Annotated in this window: 14 protein-coding genes; 12 read left to right on the plus strand and 2 right to left on the minus strand. The window is 71.8% G+C overall.

Features of this window, described 5'->3' with window-relative positions:
- Position 1 precedes the first annotated feature (1 nt).
- The 6 genes from CLV67_RS24610 to CLV67_RS24635 all read left to right on the plus strand — a co-directional run bounded on the left by CLV67_RS24610 (position 2) and on the right by CLV67_RS24635 (position 11,088).
- Positions 2-5,785 (plus strand): type I polyketide synthase, encoded by a 5,784-nt coding sequence (locus CLV67_RS24610; protein WP_106322297.1) that lies wholly within the window; start codon positions 2-4, stop codon positions 5,783-5,785.
- The gene (locus tag CLV67_RS24615; protein WP_106322299.1) at positions 5,782-6,231 is read left to right on the plus strand and encodes an acyl-CoA thioesterase; all 450 of its coding nucleotides are present in this window, start codon (positions 5,782-5,784) and stop codon (positions 6,229-6,231) included. The genes CLV67_RS24610 and CLV67_RS24615 overlap by 4 nt, the downstream gene beginning before the upstream one ends.
- On the plus strand, positions 6,228-6,758 hold the full coding sequence (locus CLV67_RS24620) for a flavin reductase family protein (protein WP_106322301.1): 531 nt from the start codon (positions 6,228-6,230) through the stop codon (positions 6,756-6,758). Before CLV67_RS24615 ends, CLV67_RS24620 begins: the two co-directional genes overlap by 4 nt.
- Before the next feature lie 65 nt (positions 6,759-6,823).
- A complete protein-coding gene (locus tag CLV67_RS24625) occupies positions 6,824-8,110 on the plus strand; it encodes a cytochrome P450 (RefSeq protein WP_106322674.1) in 1,287 nt (428 codons plus the stop codon).
- Between the two features lie 63 nt (positions 8,111-8,173).
- Positions 8,174-10,111, plus strand: coding sequence for an FG-GAP repeat domain-containing protein (locus CLV67_RS24630; protein ID WP_106322303.1), 1,938 nt, complete (start codon positions 8,174-8,176; stop codon positions 10,109-10,111).
- A complete protein-coding gene (locus CLV67_RS24635) occupies positions 10,108-11,088 on the plus strand; it encodes an enediyne biosynthesis protein (RefSeq protein WP_106322305.1) in 981 nt (326 codons plus the stop codon). The genes CLV67_RS24630 and CLV67_RS24635 overlap by 4 nt, the downstream gene beginning before the upstream one ends.
- 65 nt (positions 11,089-11,153) lie before the next feature.
- On the opposite strand, the gene CLV67_RS24640 is transcribed toward CLV67_RS24635, so the two are convergent.
- Entirely contained in the window at positions 11,154-11,576 is a 423-nt protein-coding gene (locus CLV67_RS24640) for an SgcJ/EcaC family oxidoreductase (protein WP_106322307.1), read from the minus strand.
- A gap of 175 nt (positions 11,577-11,751) precedes the next feature.
- Here CLV67_RS24640 and CLV67_RS24645 point away from each other — a divergent pair, with 175 nt between their 5' ends.
- Together CLV67_RS24645 and CLV67_RS24650 are read left to right on the plus strand one after the other, a co-directional pair.
- Positions 11,752-12,321, plus strand: a complete 570-nt coding sequence (locus CLV67_RS24645; RefSeq protein ID WP_106322309.1) for a DUF5987 family protein — start codon at positions 11,752-11,754, stop codon at positions 12,319-12,321.
- Complete coding sequence (locus CLV67_RS24650; protein ID WP_106322311.1) at positions 12,318-13,952, plus strand: GMC family oxidoreductase N-terminal domain-containing protein; 1,635 nt, start codon at positions 12,318-12,320, stop codon at positions 13,950-13,952. Before CLV67_RS24645 ends, CLV67_RS24650 begins: the two co-directional genes overlap by 4 nt.
- Before the next feature lie 47 nt (positions 13,953-13,999).
- On the opposite strand, the gene CLV67_RS24655 is transcribed toward CLV67_RS24650, so the two are convergent.
- The gene (locus CLV67_RS24655; protein ID WP_106322313.1) at positions 14,000-14,440 is read right to left on the minus strand and encodes an SCP2 sterol-binding domain-containing protein; all 441 of its coding nucleotides are present in this window, start codon (positions 14,438-14,440) and stop codon (positions 14,000-14,002) included.
- A gap of 33 nt (positions 14,441-14,473) precedes the next feature.
- On the opposite strand from CLV67_RS24655, the gene CLV67_RS24660 reads away from it, so the two are divergent.
- Genes CLV67_RS24660 through CLV67_RS24675 form a run of 4 tightly spaced genes read left to right on the plus strand, consistent with a single transcriptional unit; the run spans position 14,474 to position 17,534 of the window.
- Positions 14,474-15,550, plus strand: a complete 1,077-nt coding sequence (locus tag CLV67_RS24660) for an NAD-dependent epimerase/dehydratase family protein (RefSeq protein WP_106322315.1) — start codon at positions 14,474-14,476, stop codon at positions 15,548-15,550.
- A 38-nt stretch (positions 15,551-15,588) separates the two neighbouring features.
- Positions 15,589-16,179: a hypothetical protein gene (locus CLV67_RS24665; protein ID WP_106322317.1), complete on the plus strand. Its 591-nt coding sequence runs from the start codon at positions 15,589-15,591 to the stop codon at positions 16,177-16,179.
- Between the two features lies 1 nt (position 16,180).
- Positions 16,181-16,750: a copper resistance CopC family protein gene (locus tag CLV67_RS24670; RefSeq protein WP_106322319.1), complete on the plus strand. Its 570-nt coding sequence runs from the start codon at positions 16,181-16,183 to the stop codon at positions 16,748-16,750.
- Positions 16,734-17,534, plus strand: coding sequence for a TIGR03084 family metal-binding protein (locus CLV67_RS24675; protein WP_106322321.1), 801 nt, complete (start codon positions 16,734-16,736; stop codon positions 17,532-17,534). Before CLV67_RS24670 ends, CLV67_RS24675 begins: the two co-directional genes overlap by 17 nt.
- Positions 17,535-17,537: the final 3 nt, after the last annotated feature.

Raw genomic sequence — 17,537 nt, forward strand, 5'->3', positions numbered from 1 at the left:
CATGCCCAGAATCGCTCTCGTCGGGATGGCCTGCCGATACCCGGACGCCACCAGCCCGAAGGAACTGTTCGACAACGCGATCGCGGGCCGGCGGGCGTTCCGCCGCCTGCCCGATGTCCGGATGCGGCTCGAGGACTACTGGGATCCCGATCCCCGTACCCCCGACCGCTTCTACGCCTCCAACGCCGCGGTGATCGACTCCTACCAGTTCGACCGGGTCGCCTACAAGGTCGCCGGCAGCACCTACCGCTCCACCGACCTGACCCACTGGCTCGCGCTGGACGTCGCGGCCGGCGCGCTCGCCGACGCCGGGTTCCCGATGGCCGAGGGCCTGCCCCGCGACCGCACCGGCGTGATCATCGGCAACACGCTGACCGGCGAGTTCTCCCGCGCCAACCAGCTGCGGCTGCGCTGGCCGTACGTGCAGCGCACGGTCAGCGCCGTGCTGCGTGAACGCGGCTTCGGCGACGACGACCTCGGCATGCTGCTCGACGACCTGGAACAGGCCTACAAGAGCCCGTTCCCGGCGATCGACGAGGACACCCTGGCCGGCGGCCTGTCCAACACCATCGCCGGGCGCATCTGCAACCACTTCGACCTGCAGGGCGGCGGCTACACCGTGGACGGCGCCTGCTCGTCGTCACTGCTGTCGGTCGCCACCGCCTGCAAGGCACTGGTCGAGGGCGAACTGGACGTCGCCGTCGCCGGCGGCGTGGACCTGTCCATCGACCCGTTCGAGATCATCGGGTTCGCCAAGACGATGGCGCTGGCCACCGGCGAGATGCGCGTCTACGACCGCGGCGCCAACGGCTTCTGGCCCGGCGAAGGCTGCGGGATGGTCGTGCTGATGCGCGAGGACGACGCGCGGCGCGGGCAGCACCGCATCTACTCGACGATCGCGGGCTGGGGCATCTCCTCCGACGGCCGCGGCGGCATCACCCGGCCGGAGACCCGCGGCTACCACCTGGCACTCAACCGCGCGTACGCCCAGGCCGGTTTCGGCATCGACACCGTCCCGCTGTTCGAGGGCCACGGCACCGGCACCAAGGTCGGCGACGACAACGAGCTCACCGCCCTCAACCAGAACCGGCAGGCCGCCGGCCGCGCCGCGCCGGCCGCGATCAGCTCGGTGAAGGCCATGATCGGCCACACCAAGGCCGCCGCCGGGATCGCCGGGCTGATCAAGGCGTCGATGGCGCTGCGCCAGGAGGTCATCCCGCCCGCGATCGGCTGCCACGACCCGCACGAGGTGTTCAGCGCGGGCAACACCGCACTACGGGTGGTACGCAAGGCCGAACCGTGGCCCGACGGGCAACCGGTCCGTGCCGGGGTCACCGCCATGGGCTTCGGCGGCATCAACACCCACCTCGTGCTCGACAACGGCGAGGCGCGCCGCCCGGCCCGCTACGGCGCCCGGGTCAGCGCGATCGCGGCCGGTGCACAGGACGCCGAACTGCTGCTGTTCGACGCCCTCACCCCGCAGGAGCTGCGCGAACGTCTCGAACGGGCGGCGGCCTTCGTGCCCACGGTCAGCTACGCCCAGCTCAGCGACCTCGCCTCGGCACTGCACGGCGACCTGCGCGACCTGCCGTGGCGCGCCGCCGTCGTGGTGCGCTCACCGGCTGACGCGGTCACCCGGCTGGAGGCCGTGATCACCGCGATCGACTCCGGTGAGACCCAGCTGGTGTCGTCCGAGGACCGCGTCTTCCTCGGACAGGCCGGCGACGGCCGGATCGGCTTCCTCTTCCCGGGCCAGGGCTCCGGACGCGGCACCAGCGGCGGCGCCCTGCGCCGCCGGTTCACCGAGGCGGACGAGGTCTACCGCCGGGCCGCCCTGCCCGGCGGCGGCGACACGGTGGCCACCGAGGTGGCCCAGCCGAGGATCGTCACCGGATCACTCGCCGGTCAGCGGGTGCTGACCGCCCTCGGCATCGACGCCACCGTCGCCGTCGGGCACAGCCTCGGCGAGCTGACCGCCCTGCAGTGGGCCGGCGCCGTCGACGCCGGCACCGTCGTCGAGCTCGCCGCGCAGCGTGGCCGCACCATGGCCGAGCACAGTTCCTCGGGCACCATGGCCAGCATGGCGGCCGACGCCGAACAGGCACAGCGCCTGATCGACGGCCTGCCCCTGGTGATCGCCGGCCACAACGGCCCGAACCAGACCGTCGTCGCCGGCGCGATCGACGCCGTCGAGGAGGGCTGCCGCCGGGCAGGCGAGGCCGGCGTCACCGCGTCCCGGCTCGCCGTGTCGCACGCCTTCCACTCCCCGCTGGTCGCCGGAGCCGCCGACGCCTTCGGCTCGGTGCTGGGACGCGAGAGCTTCGGCCCGCTGCAACGGCGGGTGGTGTCGACGGTCACCGGCGAGACACTCGACCCCGACACCGACCTGGGCGACCTGCTGCGACGGCAGATCACCGAACCGGTCCTGTTCTCGCAGGCGGTCGCACTGGCCGCCAAGGACGTCGACCTGCTCGTCGAGGTCGGGCCCGGTCAGGTGCTCAGCGGGCTGGCGCGCGCCGTCACCGACGTGCCGGCGGTCGCCCTCGACACCGACGACGAATCGTCGGCCGGGCTGCTGCGCGTGGTGGCCGCCGCATTCGTCACCGGCGGCACCAACGTCGAGCCGACGCTGTTCCACGGCCGGCTGCTGCGGCCGCTGACCCTCGACACCACGTTCACCTTCTTCGCCAGCCCCTGCGAGCAGGCGCCCGCCGTACCGGCGCACCGCCCGGCCGGTCCCGCGGCCGAGCCCGCGGCCCCCGCCGAGTCCGGCCCGGCCACCGGCGGCGCCCCGGTCGCCGAGGAACTGCGGCGGCTCGCCGCCGAGCGCGCCGAACTCCCGCTGGAATCCGTCAACATGGACAGCCGGCTCCTCGACGATCTGCACCTGAGCTCCATCACGGTCGGCCAGCTGGTCAACACGGTCGCTCAGGGCGCCGGCATCCCGCCGAGCCAGGTGCCGGCCAACTACGCCACGGCCACGCTCGGCGAGCTCGCCGAGACCCTCGAGTCGCTGCGTGACAGCGACCGCCCCGAGGACACCGCGGCACCGGTGGCCGGCGCCGCCGAGTGGGTCCGCGCCTGGCGCATCGACCTCGACGAACGCTCCGCACCCGCCGTCGCGGCCACCGGCGACCGCGGATCCTGGCAGGTCCACTCGCCCGGCGGCACCCCACTCGCCGGCCAGCTTAAGTCCGCCCTGGAACGCGCCCGGGTCGGTGGCGGCGTGCTGGTGTGGCTGCCCGAGGACTGCTCGGAGGCCGACCTGGCGCCGGCACTGGCCGGTGCCCGTGCGGCCGCCACCGGGTCCGCCGCGGACCGGTTCGTGCTGGTCCAGCACGGCCGCGGCGCGGCCGGACTCGCCAAGACGCTGCACCTGGAGGCGCCCCACGTCCGCACCACCGTGGTGGACATCGCGCCCGAGCCCGACGCCGTCGACCGGATCGTCGCCGAGGTGGCCGCGACCTCCGCGTTCGCCGAGGTCCGTTACACCGCCGACGGTGTCCGGCAGGTTCCGGTGCTCCGGCCGATGCCGGTGCGTGCCGGGCGTACCGAGGCCGCCCTCACCTCCTCCGACGTCCTGCTGGTCACCGGCGGGGGCAAGGGCATCACCGCCGAATGCGCCCTGACCATGGCCGAGGACAGCGGCTGCCGGCTCGCGCTGGTGGGCCGCTCCGACCCGGCGGCCGACCCGGAACTGCGCGGCAACCTGACCCGGATCACCGAACGCGGTGTGGACGTGCGGTACGCGCGGGCCGACGTGACCGATCCCGCCCAGATCCGGGCGGCGATCGACGAACTGACCGGGCTCTTCGGCGGACCGGTGACGGCGATCCTGCACGGCTCCGGCCGCAACGAACCCGCGTCGCTGGTCGACGTGCACCCCGACATGCTGCGCGACACCCTGGCACCCAAGGTCGACGGCTTGCGCAACGTGCTCGACGCCGTGGACGGCGGCTCGCTGCGCCTGCTGGTCGCCCTGGGCAGCATCATCGGCCGGTCCGGTCTGCGCGGGGAGGCGCACTACTCGATCGCCAACGAGTGGCTCGGCGACCTGGTCGCCCGGCACGGCGCCGCCAACCCGGACTGCCGGACCCTGGTGCTCGAGTGGTCGGTCTGGTCCGGCGTCGGCATGGGGGAGCGGCTCTCCGTGGTGGAGGCGCTGTCCCGGCAGGGCGTCACCCCGATCACCCCCGACCAGGGGGTGGCCGTCCTGCGCCGGCTCCTGGAGGATCCGGACACCCCGCCCGCCGTGGTGATCAGCGGCCGCACCGAGGGCATCCACACCGTCGAACGCGATCAGCCCGAACTGCCGCTGCTGCGCTTCGTCGACCGGACCCTGCTGCGTTACCACGAGGTGGAACTCGTGGCCGAGACCGAACTCAACGCCGGCACCGACCCGTACCTCGCCGACCACCTGCTCGACGGCAGCCTGCTGTTCCCGGCGGTGTTCGGCATGGAAGCGATGGCGCAGGTCACCGCTGCCCTGACCGGCTGGACCGAGCCGCCGATCATCACCGGCGCCGAGTTCGCCCGCCCGATCGTGGTGCCGCCGGACGGCAGCACCACGATCCGGATCGCCGCGGTCCGCACCGGCGACGACACCGTCGACGTGGCGATCCAGAGCGCCGAGACCGGGTTCTCCGCGGAACACTTCCGCGCCCGGCTGCGCCGCCGCGGCGGGGACACGGCGATCGAGCGGCCCGCGGACCCCGGCAGCGGTCTGCCGCCGGTCCCGCTGGACCCGGCGACCGACCTCTACGACGGCCTGCTCTTCCAGGGCGACCGGTTCCAGCGGCTGCGCGGATACCGGCGGGCCGCGGCCCGGCACGTCGACGCGACCGTCGAGGCGCTGCCGGACACCGGCTGGTTCGCCGGCTTCCTGCCCGGCCGCCTGATCCTCGGCGACCCGGGCGTGCGCGACGCGCTGATGCACGGCAACCAGGTGTGCGTGCCGGACGCGACCCTGCTGCCGGTCGGCGTCGACGAGATCATCCCGGCGGGCTCCGCTCTGGACGCCGGTGGCGAGCTGCGGATGTACGCCACCGAACGCAGCCACGACGGCGACGACTACCTGTACGACGTCGTCCTGTGCGACGCCTCCGGCCAGGCCGTCGAACGCTGGTCCGGCCTGCACCTGCGGGCCGTGCGCAAGCGCGACAGCCGGGGACCGTGGCCCGCGCCGCTGCTCGGCCCCTACCTGGAACGCACCCTCGAAGACGTGACCGGCCTGCGGGCCTCCGTCGTGGTCGAGCCCGACGACGACGGCGACGACACCGGGGAGCACGTCGCCACCCGCCGCCGCCGGACCGCCCGCGCCGCCGGCCGGGCCCTGGGCCACCCGGCCGAGGTGCACTACCGCGCCGACGGCCGCCCGCAACTGCCCGGCGACCGTACCCTGACCGCCGCACACGGCGCCGGGTTGACCCTGGCCGTGATCGCCGACGGCCCGGCCGGCTGCGACCTGGAACCGGTCGCGTCCCGCGCCCGCGACGACTGGCAGGCGCTGCTCGGCCGGCACCACGACCTCGCCGCCCGGATCGCCGAGGCGTGCGCAGAACCGTTCGACGTGGCCGCCACCCGGGTCTGGGCCGCAGGGGAGAGCCTGCGCAAGGCCGGCCGCTCCACGGACGCACCGATCATGCTCGCCGCCGGCGGCCCACCCGGCTGGGTGCTGCTCACCTCCGGCGACGCGCGCATCGGCGTCCTGTCCACGTCCGTCCGAGGCGGAGACACCCCGGTGGTCCTCGCCGTCCTCGCCGAGGTCCTTGAGGAGCAGAGATGAAGGACTACTACGAATACCGGCACGTCGTCGGATTCGAGGAGACGAACCTCGTCGGCAACGTCTACTACGTCAACTATCTGCGCTGGCAGGGCCGCACCCGTGAGCTGTTCCTGCGCCAGCACGCCACCGCCGTCCTCGACGACCTGCGCGACGACCTGAAACTGTTCACCCTCAAGGTCGACTGCGAGTTCTTCGCCGAGATCACCGCCTTCGACGAGCTGTCGATCCGGATGCGGCTGCTCGAACTCGGGCAGACCCAGCTCCAGTTCGGATTCGACTACGTGCGGCTGGACCCCGGCGGCGGCGAGACGTTGGTGGCGCGGGGCACCCAGCGGGTCGCGTGCATGCGTGGCCCGAACAACCGGACGAGCCCGGCACGGGTCCCCGACGCGTTGCTGCACGCGCTCGAGCCGTACACGCCCCAGCTGGCGAGGTCCCGCTCATGACCGGGCTGCGATCCGGTACCGCCATGGACACCCGGCTGCTGCGGCAGACGTTCGGGGCGTTCGCCACCGGCGTCACGGTGGTCACCGTCGGCGGCCCGCAGCCGCGCGGCATGACGGCCAACAGCTTCACCGCGGTGTCGCTGGATCCCCCGCTCATCCTGGTCTGCGTCGAACGCGGCGCCCTCATGCACGACGCGCTGCTGGGCGCGGGCACGTTCGGTGTCTCGGTGCTCCACTCCGGCCAGGAGCAGATCGCCCGGCACTTCGCGAGCCGGCGGCCGCTCGGCGCCGAACAGTTCCGGCACACCGCGGTGCGTACCGGCGCCCTGTGCGGGGCACCGCTCATCGAGGGCGCGGCCGCGCACTTCGAATGCGAGCTATGGGACACCCACGACGGCGGCGACCACACGATCTTCGTGGGCCGGCTGCTGGACATGCCCCGTGCCACGGCCCGTGACGTGCTGCTCTTCCTGCGCGGCCGGTTCAGCCGGGTGGGCGACGTGCCCGGAACCGGGGAGGCGACGTGACCACGACGACGGCACCCGCGCGTACCCTGCCCGGGCCTTCACGGGCGGCCGCTGTCCGGCTGCTGATGCTGATGAACCGGGACCGGCTGGCCCTGATGTCCGGCGCGATCGGCCGTTACGGCGACGCGTGCCGGCTCCCGGTCGGGCACAAGACCCTCTACATCTTCAACCATCCGGCGTACGCCAAGCACGTGCTGGCCGACAACGCCGACAACTACCGCAAGGGCATCGGACTCGTGCACGCCAGACGCGCGCTCGGCGACGGCCTGCTCACCAGTGAGGGACGGCTCTGGCGCGAACAGCGCAAGGTCATCCAGCCGGCGTTCCAGAGCCGGCGCATCGCCCAGCAGGCCGACGCCGTCGCCGCGGAGGGCGCACGCCTGGTCGACCGGCTGCGCGGCCACGTCGGCAGCGGTCCGGTCCGCCTCGTCGACGAGCTCACCTCGCTGACACTGGGCGTGCTCGGCCGCACCCTGCTCGACGCCGACCTGCACGCCTTCCCGGACATCGGCGGCGACTTCGCGGCGGTCCAGGACCAGGCGATGTTCGAGCTCAGCACGCTGAGCATGGTGCCGATGTGGATCCCACTGCCGCACCAGGTGCGCTTCCGCCGGGCCCGGCGGCGTCTCGAGGGCGTCGTCGACCGGCTCGTCGCCGAACGTCACAGCCGGTCCGGCGACGACGAGGACGTGCTGTCGCGGCTGATCAGGTCGACCAGCAGGGAGAGCGACCCCGCCGTCGGGCGGGCCCGCCTGCGCGACGAGCTGGTCACCCTGCTGCTGGCCGGGCACGAGACGACGGCCAGCACGCTGAGCTGGACCCTGCACCTGCTCGACAAGCACCCCGAGGTGTGGCGGCGGGTGCACGACGAGGCGGCCGGGGTGCTCGGCGACCGCGTGCCTGTCCACGGGGACCTGCACGGGCTCACCTACACGACATCGGTGATCCAGGAGGCGATGCGCCTGTATCCGCCGGTGTGGCTGCTGCCCCGGATCGCGAACGACGCCGACGTGGTGGGCGGGTTCCGGGTCCCGGCCGGCGCCGATGTGCTCGTGTCGCCGTACACGCTGCATCGTGATCCTCGTTTCTGGCCGGAGCCCGACCGCTTCGACCCGGGCCGCTTCACCGCCGGCGCCGACACCGACCGGCCGCGCTACGCGTACATCCCGTTCGGTGCCGGACCCCGGTTCTGCGTCGGCAGTCATCTCGGGATGCTCGAGGCCGTCCTGGTCCTCGCCATGATCTGCCGCGACCTGCGCCTGGCCGGTGTGCCCGGACGGCCGGTCGTCGCCGAGCCGATGCTCTCGCTGCGCATCCGCGGCGGTCTGCCGGTCACCGTCCACCGCGCCTGACAGCGCGCCCCACCCAAGGAGGGACTCTTGCCCACGAAAGCAGCCGGACTCGTACGCCGGCTCATGCCGTCGATCTTCGCCCTCGTGCTGGTCGGCTCGGTGTATCTGATCGCTCAGACGCCGTCGGCGTCGGCCTCCGAACGTTCGGCCGTCGCGTCGCGTTACCGATTCACCGAGATGCCCATCGCCCTGCCGCCCGGCCTGCCGCAGAAGAACGTGCGCCAGGTGAACAAGCACTACGAACACATCCGCTCCTGGGTCTCGTCGGTGGGCGCGGCCATCGCGGTCAACGACCTCACCGGTGCGGGCCGCGCCCAGGACCTGTGCCTGGTCGACACCCGCAGCGACGCGGTGATCGTCACCCCGGCCCCCGGCACGGGCGAGCGGTACCAGCCGTTCGTCCTCGACCCGGCGCCGCTGCCGACCGGTCCGGGCGTCGCCCCGATGGGCTGCAACCCGGGCGACTTCAACCAGGACGGCCGGATGGACCTGCTCACCTACTACTGGGGCCGGACGCCCGTCGTCTTCCTCAACCGGCAGACCGGCCCGGAACCGCTGAGCAGGGCCACCTACCTGCCGACCGAGCTGGTGCCGCAGGCTCCGTCACCGGACGGCACCTACCACGGCCCGCTGTGGAACACCAACGCCGTGGCGGTCGCCGACTTCGACCGTGACGGCCATCCGGACGTCGGCGTCTTCAACTACTTCCCGGACAGCGGCGTGCTCGACCCGGATTCGCCGGCCAACGTCCGCATGAACCACTCGATGTCGCGTGCCGCCAACGGCGGCGGCGCGCACGTGCTGCGCTGGATCGGCGCGGAGGGCGGCGACCAGCCGTCGGTCCGTTACCAGGAGCAGCCCGGCGCCATCGAGCCGAAGCTCGCCAGCGGCTGGACCCTCGGCTCGGCCTCCGCCGACCTCGACGGTGACCTGCAGCCGGAGCTGTACCTGGCCAACGACTTCGGCCCGGACCACCTGTTCCACAACGTGTCCACGCCGGGCCGGATCAGGTTCGAGGGCACCGAGGGCCGCCGGGGCGCGGTCACACCCAAGTCGATGGTGCTGGGTCACGACTCGTTCAAGGGCATGTCGGCCGAGTTCGGCGACCTGTTCGGGGCCGGCCGGTTCGACATGTTCGTCAGCAACATCACGACGTCGTGGGGCATCGAGGAGAGCAACTTCCTGTGGAAGAACACCTCGACCTCGGCGGTGGACGCGAAGACGAAGCTGAGCCGCGGTGAGGCGCCGTTCGACCAGAAGGCCGCCGACTACAACATGGCGTTCACCGGCTGGGGCTGGGACACCAAGATCGCCGACTTCGACAACAGCGGCAACCCCGCCGTGGTGCAGGCCGACGGCTTCATCAAGGGCGAGATCAACCGCTGGTCGTGGCTGCAGGAACTGGCCATGAGCAACGACCTGATGCTGGAGAACCCGCAGATGTGGCCGAACGCCCAGCCGGGCGACGACATCTCCGGCAACGAGGCCCTCGCCTTCTGGGCCCGCGAGGACAACGGCAAATACGTCAACATCAGCAAGGATCTCGGGCTGGCGGTGCCGGTGCCGACCCGCGGTGTCGCGGTCAGCGACACCGACGGCAGCGGCGGCCAGGACTTCGCCGTGGCACGGCAGTGGGGCGCGCCGGCCTACTACCGCAACGACCGGCCGGCGGACTCCGACTTCGTGGGCCTGCGACTGCACCGGCCGGCTCTCGGCGACGACGCCGGCAAGGCCACCACCCCGGCGTACGGCGCGCAGGTGTGCCTGATGACGGCGGACGGCCGCAAGCGGATCGGCCAGCTCGACGGCGGCGGCGGGCACAGCGGCCGGCGCAGCTTCGACGTGTTCTTCGGGCTCGGAGAAGCGACCACGGGCCCCGTCAAGGCGGAGGTCAGCTGGGTCGACATCAACGGCGCCCGGCACACCCAGACGCTCGACCTGACCGCGGGCTGGCACGAGCTGGTCCTTACCGACCAGGCAACGGAGGTACCGGCCCGATGACGGAACTGACGCAGGACAAGGTCACGCTGGATCACCGGGCCGGCCGGCCCGCGGCACCGTCCGCACCATCGGCTCCGGCACCGGTCGCGACGACCACCCCGCGCATCGACGCGGCCGACCCCCGCTACAAGGCGCTGCGCAACTTCGCCATCTCGATGAGCGTCTTCAACATCCTCGGCTACACGGTGCTCGGCTTCGAACAGCCGTGGACCTGGCCGCTGCTGGCCCTCGCCGTCGGATACTTCGCCGAGATCACCATCGAGATGGTCGCGGCCCGATCGCAGGGCCGGCGCCCCGCCTTCGCCGGGCACGGCGCATGGGGCATGTACACGTTCCTGCTGCCCACCCACATCACCGCGCTGGCCTGCAACATGCTGCTCTACGCCAACGTCCACTTCTGGCCGATCGCGTTCGCCGTGGTCGTGGCGATCGCGCAGAAGGCGGTGTTCCGCGCGCCCATCAACGGCCGGATGCGGCACTTCCTGAACCCGTCGAACTTCGGCATCACGATCACCCTGCTGGCGTTCTCGTGGGTCAACATCGCACCGCCGTACCACTTCACCGAGAACGTTCCGGACGCCATCAGCGTCATGGTCCCGTTCGTCATCCTGACCGCGGGAACGGTGCTCAACGCCCTGCTCACCAAGAAGGTGCTGCTCATCATGGGCTGGGTCGGCGGCTTCGTCATCCAGGCCCTGATCCGGCACTGGATCTGGGACGTGTCACTGTGGGGCGCGCTCGTGCCGATGACCGGTGTGGCGTTCGTGCTCTTCACCAATTACATGATCACCGACCCGGGTACGACTCCGTCGAAGGGCCGGGACATGTTCATGTTCGGTTCGTCCGTGGCCATGGTGTACGGCGTGCTGATGGTGTTCAACATCGTCTACACGCTGTTCTTCGCCGTCACCATCGTGTGCGTGATCCGCGGCGCCTACTGGTGGGTGCGGCACCTGCGGGAGAAGCGGCGGACCTGACCCCACGCATGAGGAAGGCGCTGCCGGTGGATCGTCCACCGGCAGCGCCTTCTTTCGCCGGCGGGTCAGGCCGGGTCGCGCGGGCAGTTCTGGTAGACGGCCAGCACCCACTCGCCGTCACGCTTGACGAGGATCCAGGAAGCCCGGATCGCGTCCGCCGGGTCCAGCCCGTCGGCGCCGGCCGCGATCACACCGCCCTCGGTCAGCACGGCGACCGCACCGTCGGCGAGCGGCTTGATCTCGATCGGCTGCCCGGTGACCGTCGTGCCCTTGTAGGGACCCTGGTAGGCGTGGGCCATGAACTCCTCGATGGCCGTACGGCCCTGCCGGAACACGCCGGGCAGGATCATCGTGCCGTTCTCGGCGAACAGTCCGGCGAAGGCCTTCGAGTCGTGCTCGCGCCACGCCGCCACCATGCGCGCCGGAACCGCCGCGATGGCCGCCTGATCCGCCTTGTCCGGACCCGTGGACGTCGGGGTCGAAGTCATCACGTCCCTCTTTCCTCAATGGATCGACAACGATTCCTTCCATCCTGTCGAAAAGGGCTGGTGACCGGCGTCTTCCGCCGTGCGCACCGTGGTGGCGCAACCCGGGAGATGCCTGCCGGACTAAACGCGGACCACGATGAGAATGCAGCGCGGAATCCCAGGAAGGTCATATCTGATGGAGCCGAAATCCGCGATTCTCGACGATCGCGAAGTGATGACACTCGAAGCGTTCGCGGACACGATCATTCCCGGCGAGCGCCGTGGCCCGCACGACAGGGCGGTCGCCGGGGCGGCGGCGGGTGGCGGCGCCGTGGCGTCCGGGGCGATCGACCTGATGACCTCCGAGGAGGGTGGGCTCGCGGGCGTGCTGCCCACCCTCGCGGCCGGGCTCGACGAACACGCCCGGGACTGGGCGGCCCGGCGCGGCCGGACGCTCGAGGACGGGGTGCCGGCGTTCGCCGCGCTCGGATTCGACGACCGCACCGCCCTGGCCGCCACGCTCATGGCGCCCGGCAACCCGGAGCGCGAGCTGTGGGTGCCGCTGGCCATGTTCAGCGTGATGGCATGGGACACCGGCGCGTCGCAGCACACGACGGACGCCCTCGCTGGCGGCCATCCGGGCCTGATCGCCATGGGGTTCACCCCGCCCGGCGCGGACGGACTCTGGCGGTTCCCGGACTTCTCGTACCGCAAGGTCCTGGCCACCGTCCACCCGCACACGACGGAATCGGGAGATCCGGCATGAGTCGCAACGACAGCACCGACGTCGTCGTCATCGGCAGCGGGTTCGGCGGCGCGATCCCCGCCTACCGGCTCGCCGCCGGAGGCGCACGCGTCGAGATCCTCGAACGCGGGCCCTGGCTGACCGGCGACGACTTCGACCACGACTTCAAGTTCGGCAGCTCGTCCACCCGGGCCTTCGAGTTCACCATGGGCGACGGCATGAACGTGCTCGGCGGCAACTGCGTCGGCGGCGGCAGCGTCGTCTACTTCGCCGCCATGCCCAGGGCGCCGAGGTACGTCTTCGGCCGGCGCGGTGGCATCGGCGAGCGGATGTGGCCGCGGACCATCGACCGTGACGCCCTCGACCCGTGGTACGACATGGTCGCCGAGTCCCTGCCGATCACCCGGCAGGACTGGGACGACGTCACCTACTCCGGCGGGCTGTTCGCCGCGGCGTGCTCCCGGGCCGGGCGCACCGCCAACCCGGTGCCCGCCGCCATCGACCGCGACCGCTGCACCAACTGCAACTGGATGATGTCCGGCTGCCGGTTCGACGCCAAACGCTCGCTGCTGCTCAACTACCTGCCGGCCGCGGTCGTGCACGGCGCCCGCATCCGCCCGCTGCACGAGGTGCAACGCATCACGCGCACCGGCGACGGCTACCGGGTGCACTACAACACCGTCGACGAGGTGGACTACCGGGTCGTCACGGGCTCCGGCACGATCGACTGCAAGCTGGTCGTCGTGGCCGCCGGCGCCGCCGCGACCCCGGTGATCCTGCAACGCTCCGAGGAGGACCTCGGAGCGATGCCCGAGGCGGTGGGCCGCTACTTCTCCGGCAACGGCGAACGGCTCAACACCGCGGTGGTCGACGAGGACAAGGTGCGTGAGCTGCTGAAACTCGACCGTGGCGACGGCCGCGCGTACGAGGCGTACCAGATCGGCAAAGGCCCGGTCTGCGCGAGCTGGGACAAGCTCGACGGCTCGCTGCCCGAGTTCAGCCGGTACTCGCTGGAGCAGCTCTACTTCCCGCCCGGGTTCGGCACCATCCTCGCGCAGGCGCCCGAGGCGGCCGGGCCGACCTGGTTCGGGACCGAGAAGAAGGAGATGCTGCGCCGCTGGCAGTCCTGGCTGACGATCTTCATCATGTCCGAGGACGACAACGAGGGTGTCTTCGGGCCGCCGCCGGAGACCGGTAACGCCGACCGGGTCTCGCAGCAGATGCTCAGCCGCGGTGCGCTGTCGTACCGGCCCTCCGCCGACACCCGCGCCGCCTGGAAACGTGCCGACGAGGACGTACGCGACATCCTCGAACGCGACGGCCTGGCCCGGGTGATGCCCTGGAACGACGAGGTGATCGGCGCGTACACCGTGCACCCGCTGGCGTCGTGCCGCATCGGCGACGATCCCGAGACGTCCGCCCTCGACGACACCCACGAGCTGCGCGGCCACCCGGGCATCTTCGTGACCGACGGCTCCGCGGTGCCTGGAGCGCTGACCGTCAACCCGGCCTTCACCATCGCCGCCCTCGCCGAACGGGCGGTGCCCGGCATCGTCGCGGCCGCCGGGCGACGGGGGCTGCCGGTCCGCTACGTCGCCGAGCCGCCGCCGTCGGTGAGCAGCAGCGCCTGGGCCCGCACCGCGGATCGTTGACGAATGCGGTGGCCCGCCGCGAGCGGGCCACCGCATCGGCCGCCGGGTCAGGGCCGGGGCACGTCGAACAGGCTCGGCAACCGGTTCACGAGCCCCAGGTCGCCGCGGGCCCGCAGCTTGCCGCGCAGGAACAGCACCCGCGCGCCGGCGTTCCCGGTGGTCATCTTGACGAAGTCGACCTCGTTGAGGTGCAGCACCAGCCGCGGCTTGGCGGCGCCGGGCTCCGCGAGGCGGCAGCGGCCGCCCGCGATGTGCAGGTCGAAGACCTCACTGTCCTCACCGGAACGGTCGAACACGTGCCACTGGACGACCGCGTCGAGCGGGCCGGCGAGGTCGGCGCGGAACACGTCCGGCATGCCGGCGGCCAGCGCGGTCAGAACGGTCTTGCCGTACCGGTCGAGCAGCTCACGCAACTCGGAGCTCGAAGCATTCTTGACCTGCCGCGCGAAAGCGGCTCGGTCCTGGGCCGGGTCGGTCGTGGTAATCATTCGCAATCTCCTGTCAAAGAGCGGGAATGAAAAATGAGAAACGGATATCAATCCTTTCCGGACGGCAGTATCCCGGCCAACTCCGAGAATGCGTCGACCGTTCTGATCACCGGCGGAACCGGGCTCGTCGGATCGCACACGGTGGCCGCACTTCTGCGACGCGGTGAATCCGTACGCCTGCTCGTGCGAGATCCGCAACGCGTCGGACCGGCCCTGCGCCCGCACGGATTCGACCCGTCCCACGTGCGGATCGTCGCCGGCGACGTCACCGACCCGGCCGCGGTCGCGTTCGCGCTGCGTGGCTGTTCAGCCGTTCTGCACGCGGCCTCCGTCTACAGTTTCGACCCGCGCCGGTGGGCGGAGATCCGGGCCGTCAACGTCCGAGGCACCGAGGTGGTGCTCGGTGCCGCCCGTGACGCCGGTGCGGCGGCGGTCCACGTCTCGACATTCGGCGCCCTGCTGCCGACGGGGGGCGAGACCTACCTCGCTTCCAAGGCGGCCGCCGAGACCGTGGCGCGCCACCACCAGGACGCCGGGGAGCCGGTGACGATCATCTATCCGCCCGCCCTGCTCGGGCCGCACGATCCGGGCCCCGGCGACCAGACCCTGCGGATCCGCGACGTGCTGCGCGGCCTGATGCCGATCTGGCCGGACGGCGGGTTTCCGATCGGGGACGTACGCGACCTCGCCGAGCTGCACGCCGTCCTGCTGACCGGCGTACCCCGTCCCGGCCGCTTCACGGGTCCGGGCCGGTGGGCAGGCACCCGCACCCTGCTGGACACGTTGCGGGCGATCACCGGTCGCCGGCTGCCCGCCGTGCACCTGCCGGCCGCGGCGCTGGAACCGGTCGGCCGCCTCGCCGACGTCGCGCAGCTCGTCCTGCCGGTCCGGTTGCCGGTCCAGTACGGCGCCATCCACACGTGCCGGGTGGCCCGCCCGATCGCCGCCGGCGACCCGCTCGGCATCCCGGCGAGGCCACTGCGGACCACCCTGGCCGACACCGTCCGGTGGCTGCACCGGACCGGCCTGGTGACCACGCGACAGGCCGGCCGAGCGGTGCACGACGCAGACCGCATCGTCGAAGAAAGACCGTTCCCGAAACGCCGATAGCGTGAATTCCGTACCCAGGAATCGGATGGAGGAATGTCATGCGAGACCAAGCGACACGGCCGAAGTCGCGCACGGTCGCCCAGCTCAACGGCCGCTACCACCGACCCGCACTCCGGATGTTCATGTTCGTGGTGATCGCGCACTGGGCCGAGCATCTGGTGCAGGCCTATCAGATCTGGGTGATGGGCATGCCGCGCCCGCAGGCCCGTGGCGTCCTCGGACAGTTCTTCCCGTGGCTGATCACCTCGGAGTGGCTGCACTACGGCTTCGCGATCGTGATGCTGATCGGCCTGTTCCTGCTGCTGCCCGGCTTCACCGGCAAGGCCCGGATGTGGTGGGTCCTGGCGCTCGGCCTGCAGTTCTGGCACCACATCGAGCACCTGCTGCTGCTGATCCAGGCGCAGGCCGGTGCCAATCTCTTCGGCGCCGCGGCGCCCACCAGCATCGCCCAGCTGATCATGCCGCGGGTGGAACTGCACCTGTTCTACAACTCGGTGGTCTTCATCCCGATGGTGGTGGCGATGTACCTGCACCTGCGCCCCCTCCCCGCGGGCGAGACGGCGGCCTGCGACTGCGCGGACCGGCGCGACCTGGTCACCGCGGGGGCGTCCACACCGACTCCGGCGTGACATGCGCCGCCCGGTGGGAGCCGTCCTGGCCGCGCTGATCACCGGTTTGACGGTGGCCGGTCCGGCACTGCCCGCGGCGGCGAGTGACGAACCGGCGGCGAGTGTTCCGGCCGACGACGCGGTGCTGCCGGCCGTGCCGGCGAGTGTCCGGGTCACCTTCGGCCGCGAACCCGTCGCAGCCGGGTCGTACCTGTCGGTCCTCGACCCGGACGGGTCGAGGGTCACCCTCCCCGGCACGCCGTCGGTCGAGGGACGCACCATCACGCAACCGATGTCCAGTCAACGCACCGGCGTCTTCGCGATCGTCTACCACGTCGCGTTCACCGACGGCGGCCGCGAGGGCGGGCTCCGCCACTTCACCGTCGACCCGGCCGCACCGCCCTCCGGCGGCACCCATGCCCACGGGTCGCACGGGCACTCCGTGGACCCGCTCAGCGCGACCCTGCTGGTCGTGGACGGCCTGGTGGTCCTCGGCGCCGCGGTGCTGCTGATGTCCCGGCGGCGCCATCCACGGCCGGTGGCCTGGCGCCTATCCGCATCCGAAAGGACTTTCGATGATCAACCAACCTGATGTGTACGTGCAGCTGCATGTGGCCGGCCAGGACGTGGTCAAGCTCGTGTCCGGCCTCGACGACGCCGGCTGGAAGCGCCCGACCCCGGCACCCGGCTGGACCGTCGCCCACCAGATCGCCCACCTGGCCGCCACCTTCCGGATGGCGAGCATGGCGATGAGCGCCCCCGACCGGTTCCAGAAGTTCGCCGCGAACCTCGGCCCCGACTTCGACGCCAACGTGGATCTCGCCATGTCCCCGTACCTGAAGGAGCCGCACGCGGTCCTGCTCGACCGGTGGCGTGACGAACTGGTCGCTCTCGACGCGGCGATGGCCGGCACGCCCCCGATGCAGGTGGTGCCCTGGCTGGTCCGGCCGCTGCCGGCGGCGGTCCTGGCCGCGGCCGGCATGATGGAGCTGGTCGGGCACGGCCAGGACATCGCGGACGCGCTCGGGGTGCACCGGGAGCCGCCGCCCGGCCTGGCCCATCTCGTCGACTTCATCTGGCGTACCTGGGACTTCGGTTATCAGGTCCGGGGCCTGCCGACACCGGATGTGGAACTCCGGTTCGAGGTGACCACGCCGTCCGGCGACGTGCTGACCGCCGGGCCCGAGGACAGCCCCGATCGGGTCACCGGCCCGGCCGTCGATCTGTGCCTGCTCGCGACCCGGCGCCGGCACCGTGACGACCTGTCGCTGACCGCCACCGGTTCCGAGGCGGACCGCTGGCTGGATCTCGCCCAGGCCTATCGCGGACCGAGCGGTCCGGGACGGCGGTCCGGTCAGTTCGCCGACGCGGACTGACCC

Origin of the sequence: Actinoplanes italicus (assembly GCF_003001815.1) — a bacterium.
In the GTDB taxonomy this organism is placed as follows: Bacteria; Actinomycetota; Actinomycetes; order Mycobacteriales; family Micromonosporaceae; genus Actinoplanes; species Actinoplanes italicus.